The 24,018-nt window shown below is 63.5% G+C and carries 18 protein-coding genes; 8 read left to right on the forward strand and 10 right to left on the reverse strand.

The genetic code is table 11. The features are described from left to right. Both ACWEQQ_RS15555 and ACWEQQ_RS15560 read right to left on the reverse strand, forming a co-directional pair. Complete coding sequence (locus ACWEQQ_RS15555) at window positions 1-375, reverse strand: hypothetical protein (protein ID WP_452348673.1); 375 nt, start codon at window positions 373-375, stop codon at window positions 1-3. Continuing rightward, window positions 372-2,867, reverse strand: coding sequence for an AAA family ATPase (locus tag ACWEQQ_RS15560; RefSeq protein WP_452348674.1), 2,496 nt, complete (start codon window positions 2,865-2,867; stop codon window positions 372-374). The genes ACWEQQ_RS15555 and ACWEQQ_RS15560 overlap by 4 nt, the downstream gene beginning before the upstream one ends. A 199-nt stretch (window positions 2,868-3,066) precedes the next feature. Here ACWEQQ_RS15560 and ACWEQQ_RS15565 point away from each other — a divergent pair, with 199 nt between their 5' ends. From ACWEQQ_RS15565 to ACWEQQ_RS15585, 5 genes are read left to right on the forward strand one after another with little or no spacing between them, the layout of a single operon-like run. After that, on the forward strand, window positions 3,067-5,076 hold the full coding sequence (locus tag ACWEQQ_RS15565) for an N-6 DNA methylase (protein ID WP_452348675.1): 2,010 nt from the start codon (window positions 3,067-3,069) through the stop codon (window positions 5,074-5,076). After that, a complete protein-coding gene (locus ACWEQQ_RS15570; RefSeq protein WP_452348676.1) occupies window positions 5,073-7,070 on the forward strand; it encodes a type I restriction-modification system subunit M in 1,998 nt (665 codons plus the stop codon). Before ACWEQQ_RS15565 ends, ACWEQQ_RS15570 begins: the two co-directional genes overlap by 4 nt. Beyond that, window positions 7,067-8,269, forward strand: a complete 1,203-nt coding sequence (locus tag ACWEQQ_RS15575; protein ID WP_452348677.1) for a hypothetical protein — start codon at window positions 7,067-7,069, stop codon at window positions 8,267-8,269. The genes ACWEQQ_RS15570 and ACWEQQ_RS15575 overlap by 4 nt, the downstream gene beginning before the upstream one ends. Window positions 8,270-8,275: 6 nt before the next feature. After that, window positions 8,276-11,440 (forward strand): type I restriction endonuclease subunit R, encoded by a 3,165-nt coding sequence (locus tag ACWEQQ_RS15580; protein ID WP_452348678.1) that lies wholly within the window; start codon window positions 8,276-8,278, stop codon window positions 11,438-11,440. Between the two features lie 42 nt (window positions 11,441-11,482). Further along, window positions 11,483-13,072 (forward strand): serine/threonine-protein kinase, encoded by a 1,590-nt coding sequence (locus tag ACWEQQ_RS15585; protein ID WP_452348679.1) that lies wholly within the window; start codon window positions 11,483-11,485, stop codon window positions 13,070-13,072. Between the two features lie 21 nt (window positions 13,073-13,093). On the opposite strand, the gene ACWEQQ_RS15590 is transcribed toward ACWEQQ_RS15585, so the two are convergent. The 3 genes from ACWEQQ_RS15590 to ACWEQQ_RS15600 are packed head-to-tail and all read right to left on the reverse strand — an operon-like array spanning window position 13,094 to window position 15,556. After that, window positions 13,094-13,951 carry a GmrSD restriction endonuclease domain-containing protein gene (locus tag ACWEQQ_RS15590; protein ID WP_452348680.1) on the reverse strand — a complete coding sequence of 286 codons (858 nt, stop codon included), beginning with the start codon at window positions 13,949-13,951 and terminating at the stop codon, window positions 13,094-13,096. Beyond that, complete coding sequence (locus tag ACWEQQ_RS15595) at window positions 13,893-15,149, reverse strand: DUF262 domain-containing protein (protein WP_452348681.1); 1,257 nt, start codon at window positions 15,147-15,149, stop codon at window positions 13,893-13,895. The genes ACWEQQ_RS15590 and ACWEQQ_RS15595 overlap by 59 nt, the downstream gene beginning before the upstream one ends. Window positions 15,150-15,196: 47 nt before the next feature. Next, window positions 15,197-15,556: a hypothetical protein gene (locus ACWEQQ_RS15600; RefSeq protein ID WP_452348682.1), complete on the reverse strand. Its 360-nt coding sequence runs from the start codon at window positions 15,554-15,556 to the stop codon at window positions 15,197-15,199. Window positions 15,557-15,772: 216 nt separating this feature from the next. Here ACWEQQ_RS15600 and ACWEQQ_RS15605 point away from each other — a divergent pair, with 216 nt between their 5' ends. Then, window positions 15,773-17,068 carry a protein kinase domain-containing protein gene (locus ACWEQQ_RS15605; protein WP_452348683.1) on the forward strand — a complete coding sequence of 432 codons (1,296 nt, stop codon included), beginning with the start codon at window positions 15,773-15,775 and terminating at the stop codon, window positions 17,066-17,068. 338 nt (window positions 17,069-17,406) lie between these two features. On the opposite strand, the gene ACWEQQ_RS15610 is transcribed toward ACWEQQ_RS15605, so the two are convergent. From ACWEQQ_RS15610 to ACWEQQ_RS15625, 4 genes are all read right to left on the reverse strand, one after another. Then, a complete protein-coding gene (locus ACWEQQ_RS15610; protein ID WP_452348684.1) occupies window positions 17,407-21,162 on the reverse strand; it encodes an AAA domain-containing protein in 3,756 nt (1,251 codons plus the stop codon). Window positions 21,163-21,470: 308 nt separating this feature from the next. Continuing rightward, on the reverse strand, window positions 21,471-21,620 hold the full coding sequence (locus ACWEQQ_RS15615) for a hypothetical protein (protein WP_452348685.1): 150 nt from the start codon (window positions 21,618-21,620) through the stop codon (window positions 21,471-21,473). A gap of 137 nt (window positions 21,621-21,757) precedes the next feature. Then, a complete protein-coding gene (locus tag ACWEQQ_RS15620) occupies window positions 21,758-21,889 on the reverse strand; it encodes a hypothetical protein (RefSeq protein ID WP_452348686.1) in 132 nt (43 codons plus the stop codon). Window positions 21,890-22,327: 438 nt separating this feature from the next. Continuing rightward, window positions 22,328-22,690, reverse strand: a complete 363-nt coding sequence (locus ACWEQQ_RS15625) for a YbaB/EbfC family nucleoid-associated protein (protein WP_452348687.1) — start codon at window positions 22,688-22,690, stop codon at window positions 22,328-22,330. 180 nt (window positions 22,691-22,870) lie between these two features. Between ACWEQQ_RS15625 and ACWEQQ_RS15630 the strand changes: the two genes are divergently transcribed. Together ACWEQQ_RS15630 and ACWEQQ_RS15635 are read left to right on the forward strand one after the other, a co-directional pair. Beyond that, window positions 22,871-23,188 carry a WXG100 family type VII secretion target gene (locus ACWEQQ_RS15630; protein ID WP_354847673.1) on the forward strand — a complete coding sequence of 106 codons (318 nt, stop codon included), beginning with the start codon at window positions 22,871-22,873 and terminating at the stop codon, window positions 23,186-23,188. A 32-nt stretch (window positions 23,189-23,220) separates the two neighbouring features. Next, window positions 23,221-23,526: a WXG100 family type VII secretion target gene (locus ACWEQQ_RS15635; protein ID WP_452348688.1), complete on the forward strand. Its 306-nt coding sequence runs from the start codon at window positions 23,221-23,223 to the stop codon at window positions 23,524-23,526. An 18-nt stretch (window positions 23,527-23,544) separates the two neighbouring features. Here ACWEQQ_RS15635 and ACWEQQ_RS15640 read toward each other — a convergent pair whose 3' ends face one another. Then, window positions 23,545-23,997 carry a hypothetical protein gene (locus ACWEQQ_RS15640; RefSeq protein ID WP_452348689.1) on the reverse strand — a complete coding sequence of 151 codons (453 nt, stop codon included), beginning with the start codon at window positions 23,995-23,997 and terminating at the stop codon, window positions 23,545-23,547. Between the last annotated feature and the right edge of the window lie 21 nt (window positions 23,998-24,018).

A 24,018-nucleotide genomic window follows, 5' to 3' on the forward strand; every position in this document is an offset into this window, starting at 1 on the left:
TCAACGAGGGGCGGCCTTTCCTTCGGCGGACGGGACTTGCGGTCGGCTGGTCTGCAGACTGCGGACGATCTCGAGTAGGTGCTGCACTTCCTGGTATGTCGGTGACAGCTGGTACGCGTGCTGGTGGCACGCCTCGGACAACCGCGTCCACGCGTACTGAGATCGGGACGGGACGTCACTCTCATCGCGGTAGGCGATTTCGAGGCAGGCCAGGCGGGTCCGGCTGCTGGCCCTCCCCGGGTTGATCCCCTTCGCGCGCAGGAGTTCGTCAATGATCTGCTCGAGTGCGGTCCGGGTCAGCCAGGCCGCGATCCTGTTGCTGTGCGGGGATTGTCGGGAGCTCTGCGCAGCAGCCAAAGTCAGCAGGCTGGTCACTTTCCCGCCTTTTCGATGTCGTCAACCAGGCGCTGAACGTCCTTTGCCGCCTGGCGTGGATCGGAGGTCGGGGTGAGCCCGTCGTGCATCCTGGGCCCTGTGATGTATAGCGCGGACTTCTGATACGGCGCTCGTGCCCACTGTTCGAGCACATGGTGTTCCTGTGGTTCGCCGAACACTCCGAGGATTACCTTGGCTCGTGTGGTAGCCGCTGCTCCCCACTCGTTCTCGAGTGTTTCGAGCGACCGTCCGGCCCTGATGTTGCGCGTGAAATAGGTATGGCGGGCCACTGTTTCGACCGCGAACCGCAGCATACCGGGCAGCGTCCGGCGCATCGCCTCATCAGGGAGCTTGCCATTCTCGTATTCGAGCACCAGGCCGAAAGCGTCTTCGATATACCGTCGAGCGGGATCGGTGAGCGTGTTGATCGACACCTGAGAGTCCTTGCCGCGGTTGACTTCCACGATGGTGGCCGCGAAGTTTCCCCGCCGCACCGCGGCGGGCAGGCGGTCGTCGTGGGAGAGGACTACGACTTGCCGGGTCTGGGCGAGTTCGCTGAGCAACGTCACGAGTCCGTCCACCTTGGCCGGATCCATGGCTTGCACGGGGTCGTCGAGAATCAGGAATCGGAACGGTGATTCGGCCATGGTGGCGCGAGGCAGGAACAGGGCGAGTGCCAGTGCGTGGAGCTCACCCTGGCTCAGTACGGTGAGTCCATCCGCTGCGACACCGTCGACAAGCGAGTCGATGCGCAGCTTGCGCCGGGTCGCGGACCCTTCCAGACAGAGGTCACCGATCTCGACGTTGCTTTCCTGCCGCAGCGTCGCCCACGCGTGCTGGACGCCGACGCGTATCGGTGCGAGGCGTTCGTTGCGCAGTCGGCGATCGTTGTCCTGCAGCCACTTCTTGGCGTCGTTGAGCTGATCGACGACGGGTTTTACCGCCAGCCATTCCTCCCAAGCCGCGCACCAGGATTGGAGTTCGGCGTTCACCGGTTGCCATCGGTCCTCGCGCTCCGCGAGACATGCCGCCGCGGCCTTGTTGACCGCGTCGACCGCGTCGATGAGTGCAGCGGCGTTGGTTTCCAGATGGTCGGCGAGCTGTGTCATCGTCGGTGCGACAGGGCCGCGCGTGATCGCGGCCCACTGTTGCCACGTACTGCGGGCGGCGGCCACCGTCTCGTCGAGCTCCTGGGCAGGGGACCGGTCGATGATGGCGGGCATCGATTGCAGCACGTGAACAGCCTCAGCGTGTGCCAATTCCGTCAGTTTCCGGGCGTCGTTCAGGGCGGCCAGGCGTTGACGGTCCGCGCTCACCGCGGCATGGCTTTCGCGAGCCCAAGTCGCGTTCAGTGTGCCGTCGTGACATACCGGGCACGCCATGTCGCCGTGCTGTTCGTGTACCTGTAGAGCCTGTTCGAGCAACCGCAAGGTGGATAGCTTGCGATCACTGGCCACGTCATTGAGCTCGGTCAATTGGGCATCGCTGTCGCGCAACCGCTTCGCAATAGCAACGGCGCTGTTTGGTGTGACCGGGGCCGTCAGGTCTGCGAGCGCGCGCAGCTGCGGAACCGGTCCGCTGGCACCCGCTTCGGTCTCGTGCAGCAACGCGCGCAGCCGGACGAGGTCGGGTGCCGTCTTCTTCAGCAGCGGGGCCAGTGCGGCGGCCCGCTCGTCGTCAAGCTCTGCGACCGCATCAGCAAGCGCTTTACGCCGTTTCGTGAGGTCGTCACCGGGTGCCTTGTGTTCCTTGTGCCGCACCGAGATTCGATTGATTGCGTCGGTCAGCTGTTCGACTCCCAGGACTCGCGAGATCGCGTCGTGCAGATCGCTGGGGGTCCCGTTGAGCATCGCGCCGAGTTCGTCATAGGAGAGGATCGGGCGGAATCGCTGCAGCGGTCCGTCCCACCCGAGGTCGCCGCGACCGATCTGCAGCTTGCCACCGCGTCGTTGGGTGCGGGTGGTGTGCCGGTCCACGTCGGTCTCCTCGTCGGGCCAATCGAGGGTCACCATGACTGGCTCGTTGTCCTCCTCCACCAAGCTCACCGCAATGCGCGCGGTGGGATGGTGCAGGTTGCGCCACTGGTCGCGCCACTGCGTCGATTTCTTGCCGGCCCAGCGAAAAGCGCTGTCCGTGAGCGTGAGCTCCAGCGCCTCGGAGATGCTGGACTTTCCAGATCCGTTGCGCCCCGCCACAATCGTCAGTCCCGGCTCGGGCCGCAGATTCAAGGTGGTGGCCGGTCCGATCCCCCGAAAACCCTCAACCTGCACCGAAGTCAGGAATGTGCCGCGAGCATCTGATGGTGTTCCAGCGGCAGCTGGCTCCACGGCGAGCAAGGCCGGCGTACCCCCTCCGAGGTAGTCGTCGAGCGCCGGATCGCCCTCGAAGGCCGCCAGTATCAGTAGTCCCACCTCGTCGGGGAGGTCTGATCCGTCGATCTGTTCGGCAATCCATGGTGCGAGGCGTGTGCTGTGCGGAAGCGGATCGGGCATGGCGGTGGACCCTTTTCGTGTAGGTGATTCGGGTGGAGCCAGATGGAGCCCGCGCGACTAGCGCCATCGGTTGATGTACACATCATCATATTGGCTGTGAATGTTGTCAAGAAGATTGAGACGCCTTGATTTTCACAGGCGCATGCGCCAGGATCGTGATGTACACGAGAGGGGTGACATGTCGAACCTGGTTCCGCCCGTGACCGCCACTGAAATCTCCAAGCTGGTCGGCGTGACCCGTGCGACCGTGAGTAACTGGCGTAAGCGTCATGAGGACTTCCCGAAGCCAGTGGGCGGCACCGAGTTCCGGCCCGTGTTCGACTGGAACGCGGTGCAGGCATGGTTGGCCGACCGCGGCCAAGATGGCACTGATGCGCCGATCCTGTCGTTGCAGACACTGTTGCGTTCGTCGTTGTCCAGCGACGACGCACAGGTTCTGCTTGCCAGGCTGAAGCCGTCCGGATCTGGCTGGGTGTCGTCGGACTCTGCGACAACCGATGCCGTTTCTCGCGTCCTGAAAACATTGGCCCATGCTGCCGAGGTCGATGGGCCGCGTGCGGCACTTCAGGCATTGGCCGATCACGCGCACGGTGGTGAGCAGAACATCGGCCTCTACCGGACTCCAGAGCTGGTCGCCACACTCATGGCGGAACTGCTGCAGCCGCTCGGGGCTGGGCTGGTACGCGCGCTGGACCCTGCTTGTGGTGGTGGTTCGCTGCTCGTCGCGGCTGCGCAGCGCGGTGCCACCGAGCTTTATGGACAGGACATCTCGGAAACCCAAGCAGCCCTGGCTCGCCTGGTGGTGCGGGCCGAAACCAAGGTAGACGCGAACATCGCCACGGGCGACAGTTTGCACAACGATGCGTTCCCTGGCCTGGAAGTGGACGCGGTACTGAGCAGTCCGCTCAGCCTTCGTGACTGGGCCGCGGATCAGGTGCATGTCGACGACCCGCGGTGGGGGTATGGCACGCCAGGACGGATGGATTCGGACCTTGCCTGGGTCCAACACGCTCTCGCGCACCTCCGTCCTGGTGGACTAGCTGTTCTCCTTGTTCCCGCATCCGTCACGTCGAGGGCATCTGGCAGGCGAATCCGTAGTTCGCTGCTGCGGGCGGGAGCGATTCGCGCCGTCATCAACCTGCCACCGAGACTCCCTCAGCTTCTTTGGACGCGACTTGATCTGCAGATCTGGATCCTGCAGAAGACCGACCCCAACGCAGCCGTGCCTGACAGCGTGCTGCTGGTCGATACCGCGCCGGCTGCAGGTGAGGCCGCGCAGAGCGGTGCCGGCGATGCTGTCGATTGGCCGCCGATCGCCGACACGGTGCATCGAGTGTGGTCCGCTTTCGTCGAGGGTCGATCAGCGGAGGCTGAAGAGCCCAACGTTTCGACCGTTGTCAGGGTTGTCGACCTGCTCGACGAGGATGTCGATCTGACGCCCGGACCGCGGGTGAAGTTGGCGATCGACCCCGGAATCGTTGCCGGCGAAGCGGATTCGGCGCTCTCACGACTCCGCGCTTCCGTCGCGGAGCTGGCTCACGCGTCCGAGGCTGTCGGTCAGGTCGCGCAGATTTCGGGTACAGGGTGGCGGACTGCAACCATTTCCGACCTCGCATCGGGAGGAGCCGTACGTATCTCGCGTGCTCAACCACCGAGGTCGACCGTATCCAGCGACGAAGGTCTCCGGCCGGCCATCACCGGCCGCGACATCGCCACCGGTAGCCCGGCATCCGGCAAGGTCAAGGTGGAACCCGGAAGCGTGGCGGTCGAAGTCGAGATCGGTGACGTTCTGGTGCCGACCGTGCGCGGTCCCCGGGGCCATACCTTCCGGATCGCAGGCTCCGAAGAGGCGGGGATCGCACTCGGCCCGAATGTGCAACTCGTGCGCACGGACCCACAACGCCTGGACCCATGGTTCGTCGCCGGATTCATCGGCGGCATCGATGAGGGTTCTTCCGTTGGCACGACCGCGATTCACTCCGCTCTGCACAGAACGCGAATACCGTTGTTGCCGTTGGCCCAGCAACGGCGCTACGGCGAAGCGTTTCGCCGCGTGCACCAGCTTCGGGCTGCATTGAGTCAGGCCGGCGAGGCAGTAGATCAGGTCGCCGAGGTGCTGACCACCGGTCTCGTCGCCGGTGCGCTCGAACCGGCCACGTACAGCGCGACAAACGAAGACATCGGTAATCCTCGAGGAGGCAGTGAGTGAACACCGGCAAGCACAGCGAGCTGGCCAACCACGCGTGGTCGGTCGCGGACCTGCTACGCGGCGACTACAAACAGTCCGATTACGGCAAGGTGATCCTGCCGTTCACGGTGCTGCGACGCCTGGAGTGCGTCCTGGCGCCGACCCGGGACACGGTCCTCGCCAAGGCCGAGTCGCTGGCGGGGAAAGACCTCGACGTCCACAAGTTCTTGACCATGGCGGCCGGCGCGGTGTTCTACAACACCAGCGATCTCACCTTGAAGAAGATCGCCGCCGACCCGACCTACGCCTCGAAGAACCTGATCGCCTACATCGGCGCCTTCTCCGAGAACGCGCGTGAGGTGCTGGAGAAGTACGAGTTCGCCCAGCAGATCCGCAAACTCGACGCGGCAGGTCTGCTGTACCAGGTGGTCGGCAAGTTCGCGGACCTGGACCTGCGCCCGGAAGTGGTGTCGAACCATCAGATGGGTTACGTGTTCGAGGAATTGATCCGGCGCTTCTCCGAGCAGTCCAACGAGACCGCCGGTGAACATTTCACCCCCCGCGAAGTCATCGAACTGATGGTGAACCTGCTGATCGCGCCGGACGCCGAGCTACTCGGTGTGCCCGGCGTCGTCCGTCGCGTACTCGACCCCGCCTGCGGCACCGGCGGCATGCTCAGCTCCGCGGAAGCCCACATCACCGCCCTGAACCCGCAGGCGACGGTGGATCTGTATGGGCAGGAACTGAACCCGGAGTCGTGGGCGATCTGCCGGTCCGACCTGATGATCAAGGGTGAGGACTCCGAGAACATCGTGCTCGGTAACTCTCTCGACGACAACGATGGTCACTCGAAGACCAAGTTCGACTACATGCTCGCCAACCCGCCGTTCGGCGTGGAGTGGAAGAAGGTCAAGGACGATGTCGAATGGGAGGCGGCCAATCTCGGTGAAGCCGGGCGCTACGGCGCCGGGCTGCCTCGTATCAACGATGGCTCGCTGTTGTTCCTGCAACACATGATCTCGAAGATGAAGCCGGTGAACGCGTCCGGCGAGGGCGGCAGCCGGATTGCTATCGTCTTCAACGGTTCCCCGCTTTTCACCGGTGCTGCTGGGTCCGGCGAGTCCGAGATCCGTCGGTGGATCATCGAGAATGACTGGCTGGAAGCTGTTGTCGCGCTGCCCGATCAGCTGTTCTACAACACCGGAATCTCCACCTACTTCTGGATCCTCACCAACCGCAAGAAGCTCGATCATCAGGGCAAGGTGGTGCTGCTGGATGCGCGGGACTACTGGGTGAAGATGCGGAAGTCGTTGGGCGACAAGCGTAAGCAGCTCAGCGATGAACAGATTCAGGAAATCACGCGGCTGTATGGCGAGGCGCTGACGGTCGCAAAGGACCCGACCCACCCGCTGCACGGCAAGGTGAAGGTCTTCAACAATGAGGACTTCGGATACCACCGCATCACCGTGGAGCGACCGCTGAAGCTGCGGTTCGCACTCACAAGCGAAGGGTTGGACAAGCTGGCCTCCTCGGCGCCGGTCCGAAAGCAGTACGGGGACTCCGACGCGTTCCGCGTCCTCCTCACCCCGTTGGTCGGTGCTTCCTGGACGACGAAGGCCGAGGCTGTGGCTGCCATGCGCGGCGCCATTGTCGGGGCGGGTGAAACGTGGCCCAGCGGGGCACCTTTCGCCAAAGCCTTCCGTGAAGCGGTTGGCACGCAGGATTCGGAGGGTGAGGTCCAATTGGTGAAGGATGCCCCCGAACCAGACCCCGACCTGCGCGACTTCGAGAACGTTCCGTTGACCGAGGATGTCGATGAATACCTGATCCGTGAGGTCCTTCATCACGTTCCCGATGCGTGGATCGACCATGCGAAAACCAAAGTGGGATACGAGATCCCCTTCACGCGCCACTTTTATACCTACAAGCCGCCGCGTCGATTGGCTGAGATCGATGCCGAGCTTAAGGCGCTGGAGGCGGAGATTCAGGAGTTGTTGGGCGAGGTGACCAAGTGACTTCTGCTACGGTTCGTATCAAATCAGTGGTGAGTAACCCTGTCGAGAAGTCTGATGGCTCTGCCCGCCCGTTTATCGGCCTTGAGAATATGGCGGTCGGTACAGGTCGCCTGTTGGTTGAAAATCTCCCGATGAAGGCCGCTGAGGACAGCATTCGCCATCGCGCTGGGGACGTCCTCTTTAGCAAGCTTCGACCTTATCTGGCGAAGTCTCATGCGCCGACCGCGGAGGGTACAGGTACGGGCGAACTTCTAGTTCTGCGACCTACGGCTCAAATTGACGCGCAATTCCTTCTATACGTGACGCTCTCGGCCCCGTGGTTGGATTGGGCCAATGCGACGGCATACGGGACCAAGATGCCACGGACCTCGTGGGACCTTATGTGCGAGTACCGTACCTGGTTGCCATCATTGGAGGAGCAGCGCCGCATCGCCGACTTCCTCGATGCCGAAACCTCCCGCATCGACCGGCTGATGAAAGCACGTGAACGGCAAATAGTTCTCTTGAAGGATCGTCGATGGTCTCAATTTCAGGAGCTCGTCGATCGATCAGGCTCGCCGATGCTTCAGATTCGGCGGGTCGTAGAAAGTCTGACGGACGGTCCATTCGGAAGTGCGTTCTCGAGTTCGGACTACTCGGATGAGGGTGCTGCCGTAGTCCGACTGGGTAACATCGGGTTCGCCGAATATCGACCAGCTGACCAGGCTCGAGTGCCGATGTCGGTGTTCGATCGGTTCCGACAGTACTCTGTCCAATCCGGTGACGTGCTCATTGCAGGTCTCGGCGATGCCAAGAATCATGCGGGCCGCGCGTGTGTGGCTCCGGATCTGGGTGCAGCGATTGTTAAGGGCAAATGCTTTAGGATGCGCCTGAATGCCCAAGGAGATCCGGAATTCATTGCTACTCTCCTCTCCTCTCCGATCGGTGCGTCCGCTGTCGAAGGGAGAGGCTCGACGCGGTCGATGATCAACCTTGATGTTGTAAAGTCCGCACGGGTTCCAATTCCGCCGATGCCAGTGCAGCGCCGCATTGTGGCGGATCACGCAGATGCCTGGTCGCAGATGGAGCGGTTAGTTAATCGAGGGGCGGCCCAGATCAGCCTCCTGGCTGAGCGTCGACAGGCGCTCATCACCGCCGCAGTAACCGGCCAATTCGACGTCACCACCGCCTCCGGGCGGAATCTCACCCAGGGGGTATAGCGAACAATGTCTGTGCACAGTGAGCAGGTGTTCGGGGAGGCCATCGTCACGGCGATGGTGGAGAACGGCTGGCGGGAGGGGAATCCGCATGAGTACAACGCGGAGCTCGGGCTGGATATGGGGGAGTTGCTGACCTTCATCTCGCAGACTCAGCAGACGGAGTGGTACGAGCTGGTCGCTACCTACGGGGAGGATCAGGATGAGGCGCAGCGGGGGTTCGCGAAGCGGCTGGGGCAGGAGTTGGCTGCCAAGGGGCTGATCAAGGTTCTTCGGGAAGGGGTGAAGGATCGGGGGGTTTTGATCCGGGTTGCCTACTTCAAGCCGAACCTCGTCGGCTCCGAGGACGTGCTGAACGCTTATGAAGCCAATCGGCTCACGGTAGTTCGCGAACTGCCGTACGCCACGAAGCCCGGTGCTTCGCGGCCGCGTCTGGATCTCGCGTTGCTGCTCAACGGGATTCCAGTGGCGACTGCGGAGTTGAAGAATCCGCTGACCGGGCAGGGCATCGAGGAGGCGAAGAGGCAGTATCGGGAGGACCGGGACCCCACTGAGCTGATCTTCAAGCATCGGGTTATCGCCAACTTCGCTGTCGACCCGGATCTGGTGTTCGTCACCACTCAGCTGCGTGCGGCGAAGACGGTGTTCCTGCCGTTCAACACCGGTTCGGAGGGGCCGGGAAATGCTGGCGGCAAGGGGAATCCGTCGGCCACCCTGGAAGGCAAGTACGCGACCTCGTACCTGTGGGAGCAGGTGTGGCAGCCGGACAACTGGCTGGACCTGCTGGAACGGTTCGTGCACACCACCGAGAAGAAGGGGCCGGCGGGAAAGGCGACTCGCTCAACGATCTTCCCGCGGTTCCACCAGTGGGATGTGGTCAAGAAGCTCACCGCGCACGCCGCGACCCACGGGTCCGGGCACGACTACCTCGTAATGGCCTCGGCCGGCTCCGGCAAATCGAACACCATCGGCTGGCTCGCGCACCGGCTCAGTGACCTGCACACCGAGCGACTGGAGAATCTCGACGCGGAGGCGCGGGCGGCCGGATTGCAGCCAGGTGTACCGGTTTTCGACAAGGTCATCATCATCACCGACCGGCGCAACCTGGACTCTCAGCTTCGCGACACGGTCGGCGGGTTCGAGCAGGTGTCCGGCCTGGTGGTGAAGATCGACGACAAGGCGGGCGCGAAGTCCGAGCAACTGGCGCGGGCGTTGAGCTCGCAGAGCGGCAAGATCATCACCGTCACGCTGCACACCTTCCCGGCGCTGCTTGACTATCTGCGGCGCGAGCAGACCAAGCTGGCTGGAGGCCGCTACGCCGTCGTCATCGATGAGGCGCACTCATCGCAGTCCGGTGACGCCGCGGCGGCGGTACGGACCGCGCTGCGCGACATGGGGCTCGACGCGGACGATGAGGACCAGGGCGCCGTCGAGGTGAACATCGACGCACGTCTGCGGCGTAAAGCCGAGGCGCGGGCGAAGGCCTCCAACATCTCCTACTTCGCGTTCACCGCGACGCCGAAGGCGAAGACACTGGAGAACTTCGGTACTGCCGACGGCGCCGAATACCGTCCGTTCCATACCTATTCGATGCGGCAGGCGATCGAGGAAGGGTTCATCCTCGACCCGCTGCGCAACTACGTCACCTACAAGGCCTACTACCGGCTGGTGAACCAGAATCCCGACGATGTCGAAGTGCCCGACGCCAAAGCCTCGAGCCTGCTCGCACGGTTCGCGTTCATGCATCCGTACGCGGTGGAACAGCACGCGCAGGTGATCGTCGAACACTTCGTCGCGCACACCCGTGGGCGGCTCGGTGGCCGGGCGAAGTCGATGGTGGTGACCGCTTCTCGGCAGAGCGCGGTCGCTATGGCGCGGGCGATCAAGGAGTACCTGAAGGATCGGGAGTATGACAGCTGGTACCCCGATGTCAGTGTGCTGGTGGCCTTCTCGGGCAGCCTGCAGGTCGATGGCGAGGAAGTCACCGAGCCGTCAGAGAACGGTGGGCTCGCCGAATCCGCACTGCCCAAGGCGTTCCGGTACACGCGGGCCGATGACCGAGCGACCCAGGTGGGCGGCAAGGGGCAGAAGGAATATCGGATCCTGGTGGTCGCCGAGAAGTATCAGACCGGGTTCGACGAGCCGCTGCTCACCACCATGTATGTGAACAAGACACTCACGGGTATCGCTGCCGTGCAGACGCTGTCGCGACTCAACCGGACCCGCGAAGGCAAATCGCAGCAGGACCTGGTGGTGCTCGACTTCGTCAACGAGGCCGAGAAGATCAAGGAATCGTTCGCGCCCTACTACGAGGACGCGTTCACCCTGCCGACCGACCCGAACCTGCTATACGTCGCACGCGACCGGGCACTGGCTGCGCCGATCCTGATCACGCAGGAGATGAAGGATTTCGCGGCGGCCTATCTCGTCGCCGAGCAGAAGGCGGCCGGATCGGCCGCGAAGTGGGCCAAACTGCATGCCGAGCTGTATCGGCACCTGGCACCGGCTGTCGACCGATTCAGTGTGTTTCTCAACAGCGAGGAGGACGACGATGTCGCGCTCGCCGAATCATTCCGCGCCGACCTCAACGACTACGTCCGCAAGTACGGGTTCCTCGCACAGATCGTGCCCTATCAAGACCCTGATCTCGAGCTGCTGCACCTGTACGGGCGTCATCTGCTGAATCGGTTGCCGCGACGCGCCGATGGCGGCATCGACATCGGCGAGATCGACTTGAGCCACCTTCGGCTCGAGCAGACCGGGGAACACGATCTCGGACTCGCTCCTGAAGGCTCACAGGAATTGCGGGGGTTCGGTGACGGCACCGGGCCGGCCAAGGAGCCCGAGAAGTCGCTGTTGTCCGCGCTGGTCGAGCGGTTCAACGAACGGTTCGGCACCGAGTTCTCCGAGGAGCACCTCGCTGTGCCGTTCAACGCCGCCATGGATGAACCACAGGTGGAGCAGGCGCGGCTGGCGAACAAGAATGTCGACGACTTCGGAGTCGTCTTCGACAAAGTGTTTGCCGAGAAGATGGTCGAACACTTCGATACTCTCAATGACCTGGGCGAGCGGTACTTCGCCCGGGACAACGAATTCAAGAAGGACCTGGATCGGCAGGCGCGCACCGCGGCGTTCCGGCTGTTGGGGCGGCGGCATGGACTGCCCGAGATGTAGAGCGGCGGTGCATGGGTGCTGCCGGATGGCAGGGGGTAGACGGTGCCGACTCGGCGCATCGGTAAGCGGTACGACCTGATCGAAGAGATCGGGTTCGGTGGGATGGGGTCGGTCTGGCGCGGGTACGACACCGTGCTCGACCGAGAGATCGCGGTGAAGATGATCCGATTCACCCAGATCCACTCGCAGACCGATGCCGCCGAGTTCGCCGAACGGTTTCGTCGTGAAGCGCGGATCACCGCGCAGATCCGACACCATGGCGTGCCACAGGTGTACGACGCGGTCCTCGACGCGGACCTGAGCGAGGTGTACCTCGTGATGGAACTCGTCGAAGGCGCCAACACGTTGCGGCACTATCTCGACCCCGGCGCCCCGCTGCCGATCGAATGGGCAGTCGCGGTGACCGCGCAAATCGCCACCGCGCTCTCGTACGCGCACGCGCTGCCGGTTGTCCACCGCGATCTCAAACCCGATAATATCCTCGTAACGCCCAGCGGCACCGTGAAGATCATCGACTTCGGCATCGCCGCGCTGCTCACGACCGGCACCCCGAAGCTGACCATGACGGGCGCGATTGTCGGTTCGGTGGCATATATGTCGCCGGAACAGGCCATCGGCGCCAAGGCAACACCACGCACGGACCTGTATGCGCTGGGCTGCATCCTCTACGAAATGCTTTGCGGCTACCCGGTGTTCGACGGCGCGGCACCGATCGTGCTGAACGACCACGTTGCCACCGCGCCCGTTCCGCCCAGCGAACTGCGTGCGGAGGTACCTGCCGAATTGGACCGGCTGGTCTTGGACCTGCTGGCCAAGGAGCCCGAACAGCGACCAGCTGACGCCGCAGATGTCTACGAGCGACTGCTTCCGTTACTGCCCCCACCGGGGTCGACTGCCGGACCGAGCGCTGGGCATCTGTCCGGCGTGCCCGACCCGACCGCGATTTTCCGACGCCCCAACGGACCTCTGCGTCCGGAGCAGTCGACGCCCACTACCCGGTTCCGGAGCGCGCTGCCCGCCACCACCCCGATCAGCGATGCGGTGCTCGAGCAGCGGCTGGAACATCAGCTGGCCGAGTACCGAGACTTGCTCGCCGCGGGCCGCTCGCTGCAGGCAGCTGATGTCCTCAGCAGCATCCTCGAGCCGGCGGGCCACGCCTTCGGCACCGATAGCCCGCGGGTACTGGAACTACGGTTCGATATCGCGCTCGCTCGCTTCCTTGGTGGCGAATTCCGAAAGGCAAGAGCGGAATTCGACGCTCTTGCCGCGGCCTCTGCCCGGGTGAAGGGGTTCGCCGACGAGCTGACGATCCAATGTCGCAAGTTCGCCGCGGACTGCCGCATCGAGCTCGGCGAACTCACCGAAGCCTTGTCCGGAATGCGCGCGGTGCTGGACGACGTGCGCGTCACACAGAGCGACTGCAGTGAAATGGCGCTCGAGTTGAGGCTGGCGCTCGGGCGGTTGCTCGCGCTCATGGGTCATCGCGCGGAGGCGCGCACCACGTTGAGCGAGCTGTCCGAGGATCTACTGATCCTGCGCGGAACCGAAGACCCACTAACCCAGGAAGCCGCGGAAGCGCTCGAGCGGTTCATCGACGATGATCTGGCACCCGGCGTACAGGAACAATCGTGACCGCATCCGTCTATTTCGCCGTCAATGCACCAGATCTGAGGCAAGGTTCTGCGCGGCTATCTGCAGTTGTCCGAGCTCGTCGGAGGAAAGACGTTGGGCGGAGGCGGCTCTGCCGGTCGCAGAGAAACTGATTCCTTCGCTTTCGAGTAGTTGGCGCGGGTTCTCAGGGATGTCGCCGGGCCCATAGGAAATCATGCCGTGTGCGTCGAGAACGCGGTGAGCATTGGGCGCTGGGTGGGACCGCAGCCGGGTGCCGACGCGGTGGGCTGCGGTGCCGAGCAGGTTGCCGAGGTCGCCATAGGTTGTCCAACGGCCGACGGGCAACACCGTAAGCAATTGGTGCATGGCGGCCCAGGTGGGGTTGTCGGGAAATGCTGATTCGTCGGCCGGCCCGGGCCAGAATTCGATGATCCGCTCGGCCAATGCCAGGCCTCGCTTCTCGATTTGGCTCGGGCCCCACGATTCATGCGCGGCGATGTCTTGGTTCATGCGGATACTGCTGGCGCGCAGGGTCTCACGCTTGAGGGCGAACTCGTGGTTACTCAGGGATTCGTTGTAACCGGTCAGAGTGAGGTTGCCGAGGGTGTGGAGGTACCGCTCGTGCAGAACGTCGACCTCGTCCTCTCCGTACTCGGCGGTCAGCTCAGCGCGCCACTGCGCTGAAAGACTTTGTGGCATTACATGTTCGATCGACAACGATTCCGGTTGGACGGTTTCTTTCGAGAGAAACAATTCCTCGATCCAGGTCATCAGAATCTTGCGATGCGCGTTACGTCCATTCAGGTAGAGCGGCACGGTCACGATCGCCTCGGTCAGTTGCTTATCGGTCGCATAATGCTTGCGACCAGCCGAGAAGTGGACACGCAGCGCGGTGTCCACCGGCAGCGCGGTGTCGAGTTGCTGCGTGGCTTCCGCGAACAGGCGATTCAAACCCTGAGATACGCGACCGACAAGGAATCGCCGCACCAGCAACGATTCGATGTACAGCAGAGCTCGCGCAACCTGCTCGCTCGAGGCTTCGCCGCGGTCGCGTAGCAGCAGCAGGTGCAGAACCAACGGTGCAGGCGCGGTGGAATCCCACTCGGCGAGGCGGGTAAGCCGCACGCGAACCTCGGGGGTCGGGCTCGGCTTCTGGCTCGCTCATCAGCCGATACAGACGGCCGAGTCGGGCGATCCGTTCTATCTCGGCGACGATTTGTTCTTCCGAGGTCAGCTTCTCGAGTCTGGCCTGCTGCGCGGCGAAGGTCTGGCTCTGCTTGACGCTGGGACGCTTGTGCAGCATATCGAGCCAGAACAGTGTCTCGATGCGTTCGTTGTCCAAGGAGGCCTGCAACGGCAACCAGTGGGTGCGGTAGACCTCTTCACTGCGATGCGGCAGCCGCATGAACAGGTAGTTGCGCAGGAGGTCGCCCTGGGTAAGTTTCAGGCCAGTGTTATTGAGGGATTGGAAGATTCGGTGGACGTTATCACCGGGGTGCGCACTGATCGACACCACCGACAGTCCCGAGACCACAGCTTGGACGACCTGCGAAAGCCCAAAGGGCATGTCGTCGGCCGCTGTTAGTTCGTCAAGGCGACTGCGGAAGAAGCGATACGCACTGCCGATATTGCCGTCGTCATCGGTAGCGCTACCGTCGATGACGGCCGTGTAGGCCGGTCGGTCTACCTGTGTCGGAAGCAGTTTCAGGCGATCCGGGTCGTCGTGATACTGATTTGTCAGCAGCTGATTGTGGATGCGGTCGGTGTCGCGGCTCGCGGAACCGTCGACTGCCCGCAGGTAGTCGCGGATCGCCGCGAGTAGCAGAGTCAAGGTTGTGAGTCGCTGCTGACCGTCGACGACGAGAAAGCGGGTCACCGCGCCTGCGACACCCGCCGGCGTCGGAGCCAAAACCACAGACCCGATGAAGTGGGTCGACTCCGGCTCCTCTGTACGATCTTCGGCGAGCTGGATTACGTCGTTCCACAGCTCCCGCAGCTGCTCGTCGCCCCAGCCGTACGGCCGCTGATACAGCGGGACAAGGTACTGCGAGCTCCCCTCGAGGATCCGCTGCAGACTGGTTTCCTGCGCCGCGACCACTCACTTCTCCTTCGTTGTGACGCCACCGAACACCAACGAGGTGCTGTTCACTCGAACACGACGCCTCGCTCGGCTGCCGCCGCATCGATCGGGCGCGCCACGCTCGTCAGTAGCGCATCCGATTCCAATGCTCGTCCTGTTACCGACATGGGCGACCCCGTTCCAGTATCCGAACGTCGAGCGCGTGGGCTCGGCGGGCGACAGATCCGTTGCCGGACAGCGTGTAAGCCTCGACCCATTCCGCGTGCGGTGCCGAGCAGCCAGCGAACGACGGTGGTCTTGCCTGCGGCGGTTGTGCCGAGCAGCAGCACCTTTCGGTAGCCGTCGGCGCCGGCCAGCAGTGGTATGGATCGCTCGCGCAAGGCCGAGGAATCGGTCTCGGAAAGGTCCATGCCCCCGGCGGCCATGTAGCTGTCACCTATCTTGCTGCTGTAGTCGGCTGGAATGCCAGCCGCTCGGAGGACTCTAAGAGCGGCTGAAAACTATGTCAAACGATCTGCGCTGGTAACGGACGGCGCGAGATCGACCGAATGGTTTGACCTGCTTGAGGTTTGGGTACAGCAAAGCGCCGACCTTGCCCTCATCCGGTATTTTGATCCTTCGATGAGACGTACGGAGGGGTGATGGTGGCGCTGCAACCGCAGGTCGTCTGTGGTCGGTATGAACTGACCACCCAGATCGGCGCCGGCGGTATGGGCCAGGTGTTCGCGGGATACGATCGACACCTCGAGCGCCCGATTGCGGTGAAACTGACCCGGCCGGATCTCGCTGCGGATCCGCAGTGGACCCAGCGGTTCATTCGCGAGGCCAGGCTGATGGCTCGGTTGGTGCATCCGGGGCTGCCCGCGATTCACGACGCGGGAATCGAGCCGGGACCGCCCGAACGGCCTTATCTGGTGATGGATTTCGTGCACGGCGTGCCGCTGGATCGGACCGCCGGATATCGCAGCATGCTGCCTGTCGGGGTTGTCGCCTCGATCGGCGCGCAAGTAGCGGCGGTGCTGGCGGCGGCGCATCGGCAATCGATCTTTCACCGTGACCTCAAGCCGTCCAATGTGATGCTGTGCCCTGACGGGACTGTGAAGGTACTCGACTTCGGGTTGGCTGTACTGCTGGACAGCGATGTCTCGCGGCTCACGTCCACTGGCAAGACCCTCGGGACCCCCGCCTACATGGCGCCGGAACAGGTCAACGGTGATCCGGTAGTAGCGCAGACCGATCTGTATTCGCTGGGTCTAGTGCTCTACGAGCTCCTCACGGGTACTCAGGCGATCACCGGGAGTACTCCGTTCCTACTGTGGCGCAAGCAGATCGAAATGGTGCCGCCGGAGGTATCGAAGTTACGGGCAGATGTACCAACCGAAATCGGCGCGCTGGTGTCGAACATGCTCGCCAAGGATCCACAGCAGCGGCCGCGTGACGCAACCGCCGTGCACAGCACACTGCTGCGGCATGTGTGCGGGCTCGACGAACTCGACGATGTACGCGAACCTGCCAGCCCGGCACGCCTGTATGCGCAGGCCCTGGTGCCGCCGCCGAGCTACCGGACGGCGCGCACGATGATCGCACCGCCGATCGAGGTCGCCTTCGTTGAGCCGCGCACCGCACCTATGGTGCAGGTATTCGGTGACGATCGACGCAGCGGCGCCGACCGTCACTTCGACGCTGGCGAGTTCGCGTCGGCCGCCGAGTTGTACCGAACGCTCGCAGACGAACTCACCGCGGCCAACGGCCCTTACGACGAGCAAGCGATGTACTGCCTGCAGCGTCTCGCGATATGCCAACTGCGCCTTGGCAATCCGAAGGGAGCGTTGAACCGGCTCAAGCGGTTGCATCAGCAGATGTCGGTGCGATTCGGTGCGCAGGACGCTCGCGTGGTCGAGCTAGCGACCCAGGTCGACGGTATACACGTTCACTGAGCCATCGGTGGGCTCTGACATGTCAGTAAAGGGAGACTTCGGGTGATGAACACCTCGGGTGGGAACCGATTCCCGCCGACATTGTCGGCCGGGCTCAGCTTCGTCTGATTGGAGCTTCCTGAGCGAAGGCCGCGTCGAAAACGGCCTGCAGTCATTGACGATCGGGATACCTTGAGCCGGAACGGTTCCTCATATCTCGCTCTCCCCGGGGCCGCAAGAGTCGTTGCGGATGCGGATGATAGGGGCGTTGGCCGACGGGCTGACGTGCGTGCAGGCGCAACGGGCGTTCGGGGTGTCGCTCACCGAGCAGGGCATGGGGAAAGTGCTGCGCCGCCTGCCTACGACCAGTAGAGCCCCCAGTTGACACCGTCCGCACCGTGCACCGACCAATCCTCGGTATCGACGATTGTCAGTAGTCCGTCTCGATCGCGGCGACCATATCTGGCGAGAACCTGGAAGTTCCTGTGTTCGGCCCAGTCTCGGATGTCGCCGATAACCACCAACCGTCTGGCCGCACGAGTTACCGCGACGTTCAACAGGTTCGGGGTGTGTGCTGCCCAGTCACGGGATCCACGTTGATCTTTCGCCGTGCCCAGGACCAGGATCACGATCTCCGCTTCCTTGCCCTGGGTGGTGTGAATGGTGCCGACACGCTTCGGTTTGCGGGGCAAGCGGCTGCCTATTACCCGTTGCAGACCATGCACGACATCACGGAACGGGCTCACGATGAAGACCGCCGCCGAAACCCGGCGCTTGAGTTCAGCGGCTTTGGTCGCCTCGGATTCGGCCCAGTCGGGAAGCTCGTCATCGAGTTCGGAAAGCTCTTTTTCCATTCGGTCCCGAATTCGGCTGCGCACCAGGTTCAATGTGGCGAGAACGTACCGGCCGTCGGCCGGATTCCACTTCTCACCCGAAGGCGATGCGGGAATGTCGAGCCAGGTGTTTCTGGCCAGTAGATCGTCCTCACCTCCGCCGGAGGCGCCGTAAACCATCAGATTGTCGTACGCGATCTCATTGCTGACCGCGAACATGAGCCGATCGCAGCGCCGGTGCACTCGCAGGGGAGCCCCGACCCACAGTTGACCGCGGTTCTCCGGATCCGGCAGCCAGGTCCCGAACCGGTTCAGACGATCAGCGATCGACTGCACCGACGATCCTTGCGGTGTCCACTGTGCGTCCACCTGGAACTGCCGGCACAGGCGTCGCTGCCCCGACCACGGCAGCACGATGACCGGTTCCAGTTGCCGAGGATCTCCGACGACGACGGCGCGCTGGGTTCGCCACAGTGCGCCGACCGCCTCATGCGGGGCCGCCTGACCGGCTTCGTCGATGAACAACCAGCCGAGCGCCTCACGTCCGAGTGTGGTGAACATCCGTGAAACCGAGGCGAAGGTCGTCGAGATCACCGGCACCACGAAGAACAACATCTGCCAAGCGGCCCGCACCGTCTCGGCAGGCAGCTCCGCTGGAGCATCGCCGCTGACCACGTCCATGACGCAGAAAAGATTGTCCCGCACCAGTTTCGGTTCATTGGTGAACACCGCATGATGCAGGTTCAGCGCCGCGAGAAAGACTTTGGTTCGCGCGGTAGCGAATTCCTCATCCATCCACGGCGACGACTTCTCGCGGGTCGCCATGGCGTCGCGATCGTCCACGGCCGCGTCCCATTCCGGTCCGGGTACCGTCTCGGCCCAACGCTCGCGCGCCTGGGTGAGCAGCTGATCTTCACGGCGCAGCTGATTCTCCCGGTGACGGACGCTGCGATCTGTGCTGGTGAGTGCCGATGTAGCGGTGGCGAGTTCACGGTCACACGCTTCGAGCCGGGCATGAGCCGCCCGGACGGCGTGCGCGGCCTCATCAACGGCTCGCTGCCGTTCGCCGATTGTCGCGCGTCGATGCGCCTGATACCGCTCGGTCTCCGCGAGCCGCTGATCGGCCGCATCCACGGCGGCTGTGTAAGGAAGCGATTCCACCTCCCAGCTCTCTCTGGCTTCCCATGACAGCAACCGTTTGAGGAAGCCGGGTCGTTGCCGAGCATGTTCGCGCAGCGCAGTTTCCGCGAGCTGTACCTGGAAGGCGGCGTGGGCGACCATTCCGTCGGCGGCCCGCAGCGCGGTGCACGCGGTCTCCAGCGCGGCAACCGCGGTGTCGCGCTGTTGCTCCGCCTGGCGTACCTGCGCAACCACTACATCCCGGTGAAGCCGGAGCTCGGCGACGTACGCCTGGGCGTCGGCCGCACGGCCGCGCAACTGTGCGAGTTGTGGATCAGGCTCGGCACTGCGCTCCAGAATGTCGGCGATCCGTTGGCGTTCAGCTCCCAGCCGCTGCACTTCGGCCATCGCCTCCTCGAACTCGGCGACGGCTTCGTCCCAGGTGAGGGCTCCCTCGACTGCTTCCCCCGCCATGAGGATTTGGCGAAACGCCTCCAGCACGTCACACAAGCCGTATTCAGGTTCGTTCGAACCGGCTCCACTCGTCCACCAGAACCGCTGCACGAACTCGGAGCGATAGCTACGGCGTCCCAATCGCGCCGCTATCGCCGCCCAGGAACTCACTCCGGTCAGCCGGGTCGCGTGATATGACAGGTACTCCGCGTATGGAAACGATTCCTCATCAATGGCTTTGGTCGCCGGAACCTCCATCGTGACGTTCTCGACCGCGCCGTTGTTCGAGGAGGCCACCACCATCTCGTAACCGCACAGTTCCCCGATCAAAGGATGCAGCCGACGGGGGTAGGAAACGCCGCCGGTTTCGGCAGTTCGCCATGTGCGCGCGGTGGTTTCGAACGCTTGCCGCGGATCCTCGAGTTGCGCCAATCGGATGGCGCGCTCGACGACGATCGCCGCGATGAGATCGCGCAGCAGCGTGGTCTTGCCGGTGCCGGGCGGGCCATTGACGGCGAAGATGCCGCGCGCTTGCGGATCCCGCAGACCATGGTAGATCTCATTGACAGCGAACTGCTGACTCAGGGTGAGTGGATGCGCCGGCTTGGCAGGCCACCGCCCCGGCGGCATCGCATCCGGCGTGAGCCCTTGCAGCACTTCCCTGGGCGCGGTGCGGACATCGACGCGGCCGCGAACATCAATGCTCGCGTCGTCCCGCAGGTAGTCGCTCAACGCCGCGCCGACATCTCCTTCCGAGACCGCGGTGGTGACCCGCTCCAAGTCTTCGACGTAGAAACTGTTGAGAAATTCGTCCGCCCCGGCATCGTCGGCGTGGTTCGCGTGGACCTGCCGACTCTTGATGCGAATAACGTTGGGCTGCAATGCTTCCGCGACACCCAACCGCTCGGCCACCCAGCGGGTGAGGGCGGCCAGATCCTCCAGAGTCAGCGCCTTGGCACCGAGCAGCGGCGGCTGATCAACTTCCGACTCGGCGTCATCGCCGCCTCCGACCGCATCGGATACGACGTCACCGACCCGCCCGGCAATCTCCTCCCCGACGCAGGTCACCACCTGCGCGGCCACCGCGCCCACCAGCGGCACTCCGCTGCCGCTGATCACCGTGGCGATACCGCCCGCGATGGACTCCACAGCCACCCGCGACAGCATCCCGGCGACCGGCCCAAACACCGACGATGCGGCCCCACCGCTGATGATCGGCACCCGCCCGTCCCCGATCCCGAAGGCAACGCCGAGAATCTCCCGCTGTGTCGCCTCGAACCCAGTCAGCCACTGGTCATCGTTCGGCCCCGGATCGACGGTCCGCCCGATCGCCCACCCACACGACGACACTGTGACCGAATCACGAATCAAGAGCCCGTCAGCATTCACGGTGAAGCTCAGCAACGCACTGTGTCCGCCTGCGCGCGAATCCAAATCGAGTTCCTCGTCCGGCGCTCGCAGCACCGCCCCCAGCACTTCACGAACCTTGCCCAGCTCGAAGACCCCGGCATAGACGGTATGCCGCCAGACATTCTTCTTCTCCAACCGCTCATGAGCCCGCGCCCCGGGCTCCCAAGGCAGCGCCCGCCCACGTTCGGCTTTCCGCATCCCCTTGGCCGGGTCAACCGGGTCCACCCGCTGCGGGCTGAAGTATTCGACCGCCCGCCAGTACCGCAGGATCCGCGCCCGCCGTTCAGCCTCACGCGTCACACATCCCCCATTCTCCCCACACCCCGCAGCCACAGTGCCGCTGTTCTTCTACGGTACGACACGATAGCCGTGCCGAGCCGAAACCTCTTGAGAATCAGGGCCTTTGCGACACATGTCTTGGCGCCGCTTTCAATCGTCAACGTACACTCCACTTCTCGGCCCGCTCGACGGCCGCAGTCGTCAGGGCGCTCGCCCAGCCGGTCGACACCCCGATCCGTGCGAACGGCTTCGCCGGGTCCGTGTGCCTTCGTCACACCCACGTGCACTGAAGCTGCGAATCAACCACCAGAAGTCAGATCCTGCACGGGTCACGACCGGGTTTGGCCACGCCAGCGCCAGATTCGCCCCGAAAGCCCGTCGTCGCGGACACCGACCTGGTCACCGAACAGGATCACCACGCCCTCGGCTTTCGCGCGCGTGGCCAGTTCCGGAAAGGTGCGCTTCACCCACTCGGCCATCGCCTCGAGGTTCGCTTCGAGCGCACGGCGGTCCAGGCGCTGGAACTCATGCGGCGCAGCCCTTTCCCCATGTCCCGCTCGGCGAACAACGCCTCGAACAACCGCCGGGCAAGCTCGGCAGCCCTGCGCAACGTCCACTACAGCCCACCGACCTCGAACTGCTCCGGGGTGAACACGATCAACGCATCCGTCAGAGCCTCGGCCTGCGACGCCGGCAGCTTCGCGTTCTCGCCCGATCGGCGGCCCGATCGCTGCGCTTCCAAGCCCACCACGCCACCAGCGGCGAACCTGTTGCGCCAGTTACGAATATCCCTCCGACACCCCGAACACCCGCTACGCCTGCGCGTGTCCAACCGCAGTTGTCACCACCGAAACAACAAGAACCGCAACCGATCCGTTCCATGTCAATATCAATAAGGCATCCTCAGACCCCTTTTCTCCATCCTCTCTTGGTATGAGAGATCCATCCCTGCAACCGGCGCATCGGACAACGCGCATCACTTATACGTGGTGTGCAGTTTGCCGACGGTTCAAAGGATGGACCGGCCCAGATCTCGGTGACCTGGCATTCTCGGATCCACTCGGATGGCTTTCGCCGGCCGATCGGTGTGAAATGGACCAGGACTTCGATCGATTCTTTGAAACGCTCGACAAACTTTGGTGTCCATAGCGTGGCGGCGGGTGGCGGCCTCGTGGTCGAGGTGACGTCACAACGAATGGGTTATGCGGAGCGGAGTCGATTCCTCCCACTCCGCGGCCCCGGACCGTGGGTCCGATGAGACCTTCCCTCTCGACGCCTCGGGCCGATCCCGCAGCTCCGCGAAGACCCTAGTGGCCTCTGCCTGCGCTCGTTCCCGGGCGGCTTGGTGGCATTGCGTGATGGCCTGAGCCAACCGGGCCGGCTCGACCGACATCGCCGACCGCTCGATACGGAGGTCGGTGATCGTTCCGTTCACGTCGGTTTCGACAGCCACTGTGCCGCCGGGGGTTTCGGCCCGACCGCGAACCTCCACGATCGCGCTGTGGAGACGCGCGTTGTCTTCGGCCAGCTGTTCGAGTTCGGCACTCATCGGCAACCCCTTCGTCGAGGCACGAACCCGCGATCTCGTCGGAACGCGCCGATCAAGAACCTAGCGGTCCAGCCAAGTTCGCGACAAGCGCGATGCTGCCGATACCAGACCCTCAGCGCACCAATCGATTACGGGTAGGCTAACGCGGATTCGTTGTGCGGGTTGAACCAAGGGGGCTTCATGACATCGAGCTCGGCTACGCCCGGGGAGGGCTTCCACGTTGTACCCGCCGACGTGACCGATGCCGGCCGGTTCGTGCAACTGACAGCCGAAGAGTTGATCCGCGGAGTCAAATCGCTCGATGCCGAGGTGACGAGCCTGTTGACCACATGGAAGGGCAACTCCGCGGATCAGTACCGCCACGGCTGGGAAGAAGTCCATGCCGGAGCACACGACGTGCTGGAGGCCCTGAAATCCATGGCCGAACTGCTGGGCGTCTCGGCCACCATGTACACGGACATGGATCAAGGCAACTCCGGCGACTTCTGCTCACTCTGAACCGCTGCCGAACCGATCCCGCTGGGGAGGGAATGATGAACGACTCGCAAGCCTTTCAGGTGAATCTGTCTGAACTGGAAGGCATTCAGGATCAGATATCGTCCTTCACCAGCTTTCTCGCCGATAGCCTGTCGGGGCTACAGCAGCGGATCGCCTCGGTCCAGCGGAGCTGGACCGGACCCGCGGCGGACGCCCAGTCCGATGCGTTCCAGCAGTGGCTGACCGGCGCGGCCGAGGTCTCCGACGGAATCGAGGAGATGAAGCGGGCCGCCCGCGATGCGCATGCCCACTACAGCAGCGCGGCGAAAACGAACAGTGCGATGCTCGGTTGCGGATGAGGTTCGGATCCGCATACCTCACTTGCCACAGTTTCCGATGCTTACATCGATGACCACCTGTTCACCTTTGAACACGGCGGCGAGTTGCTCGGCGGACAGATGGAACTGTGATCTCCTCGCATCCAGATCCAGATTCGCGGGATATGAGACGGATGCCATGCATCCATCCGAACGCTTACCCTTCGCAACCACGCCCACCTTCGTATCGACGCCCGGCGGGCTGGAAGGCGGGATCGAACCGTTCAGCTGGATCGTCGGCACCGACGCGACCGCCACAGGATCCGGCTTCGGCGCGGGGCCGATGAAATAGACATGTGCGAAGGACCGATCGTCATCCGTATAGCTCGTTATCGCGGTGCGCGAAAACCCAGCGACAGTAGTCGCTTCAGCTATTCGCGTCGCTTCGACCGGAAGGCTGCGCCAGGATTCGAAACGCTGATAGCCACATGCCAGCAGCAGCACACCGATCATGAGCACGAAGGCACCGAGCCC

This window comes from Nocardia sp. NPDC004123, from assembly GCF_053603795.1.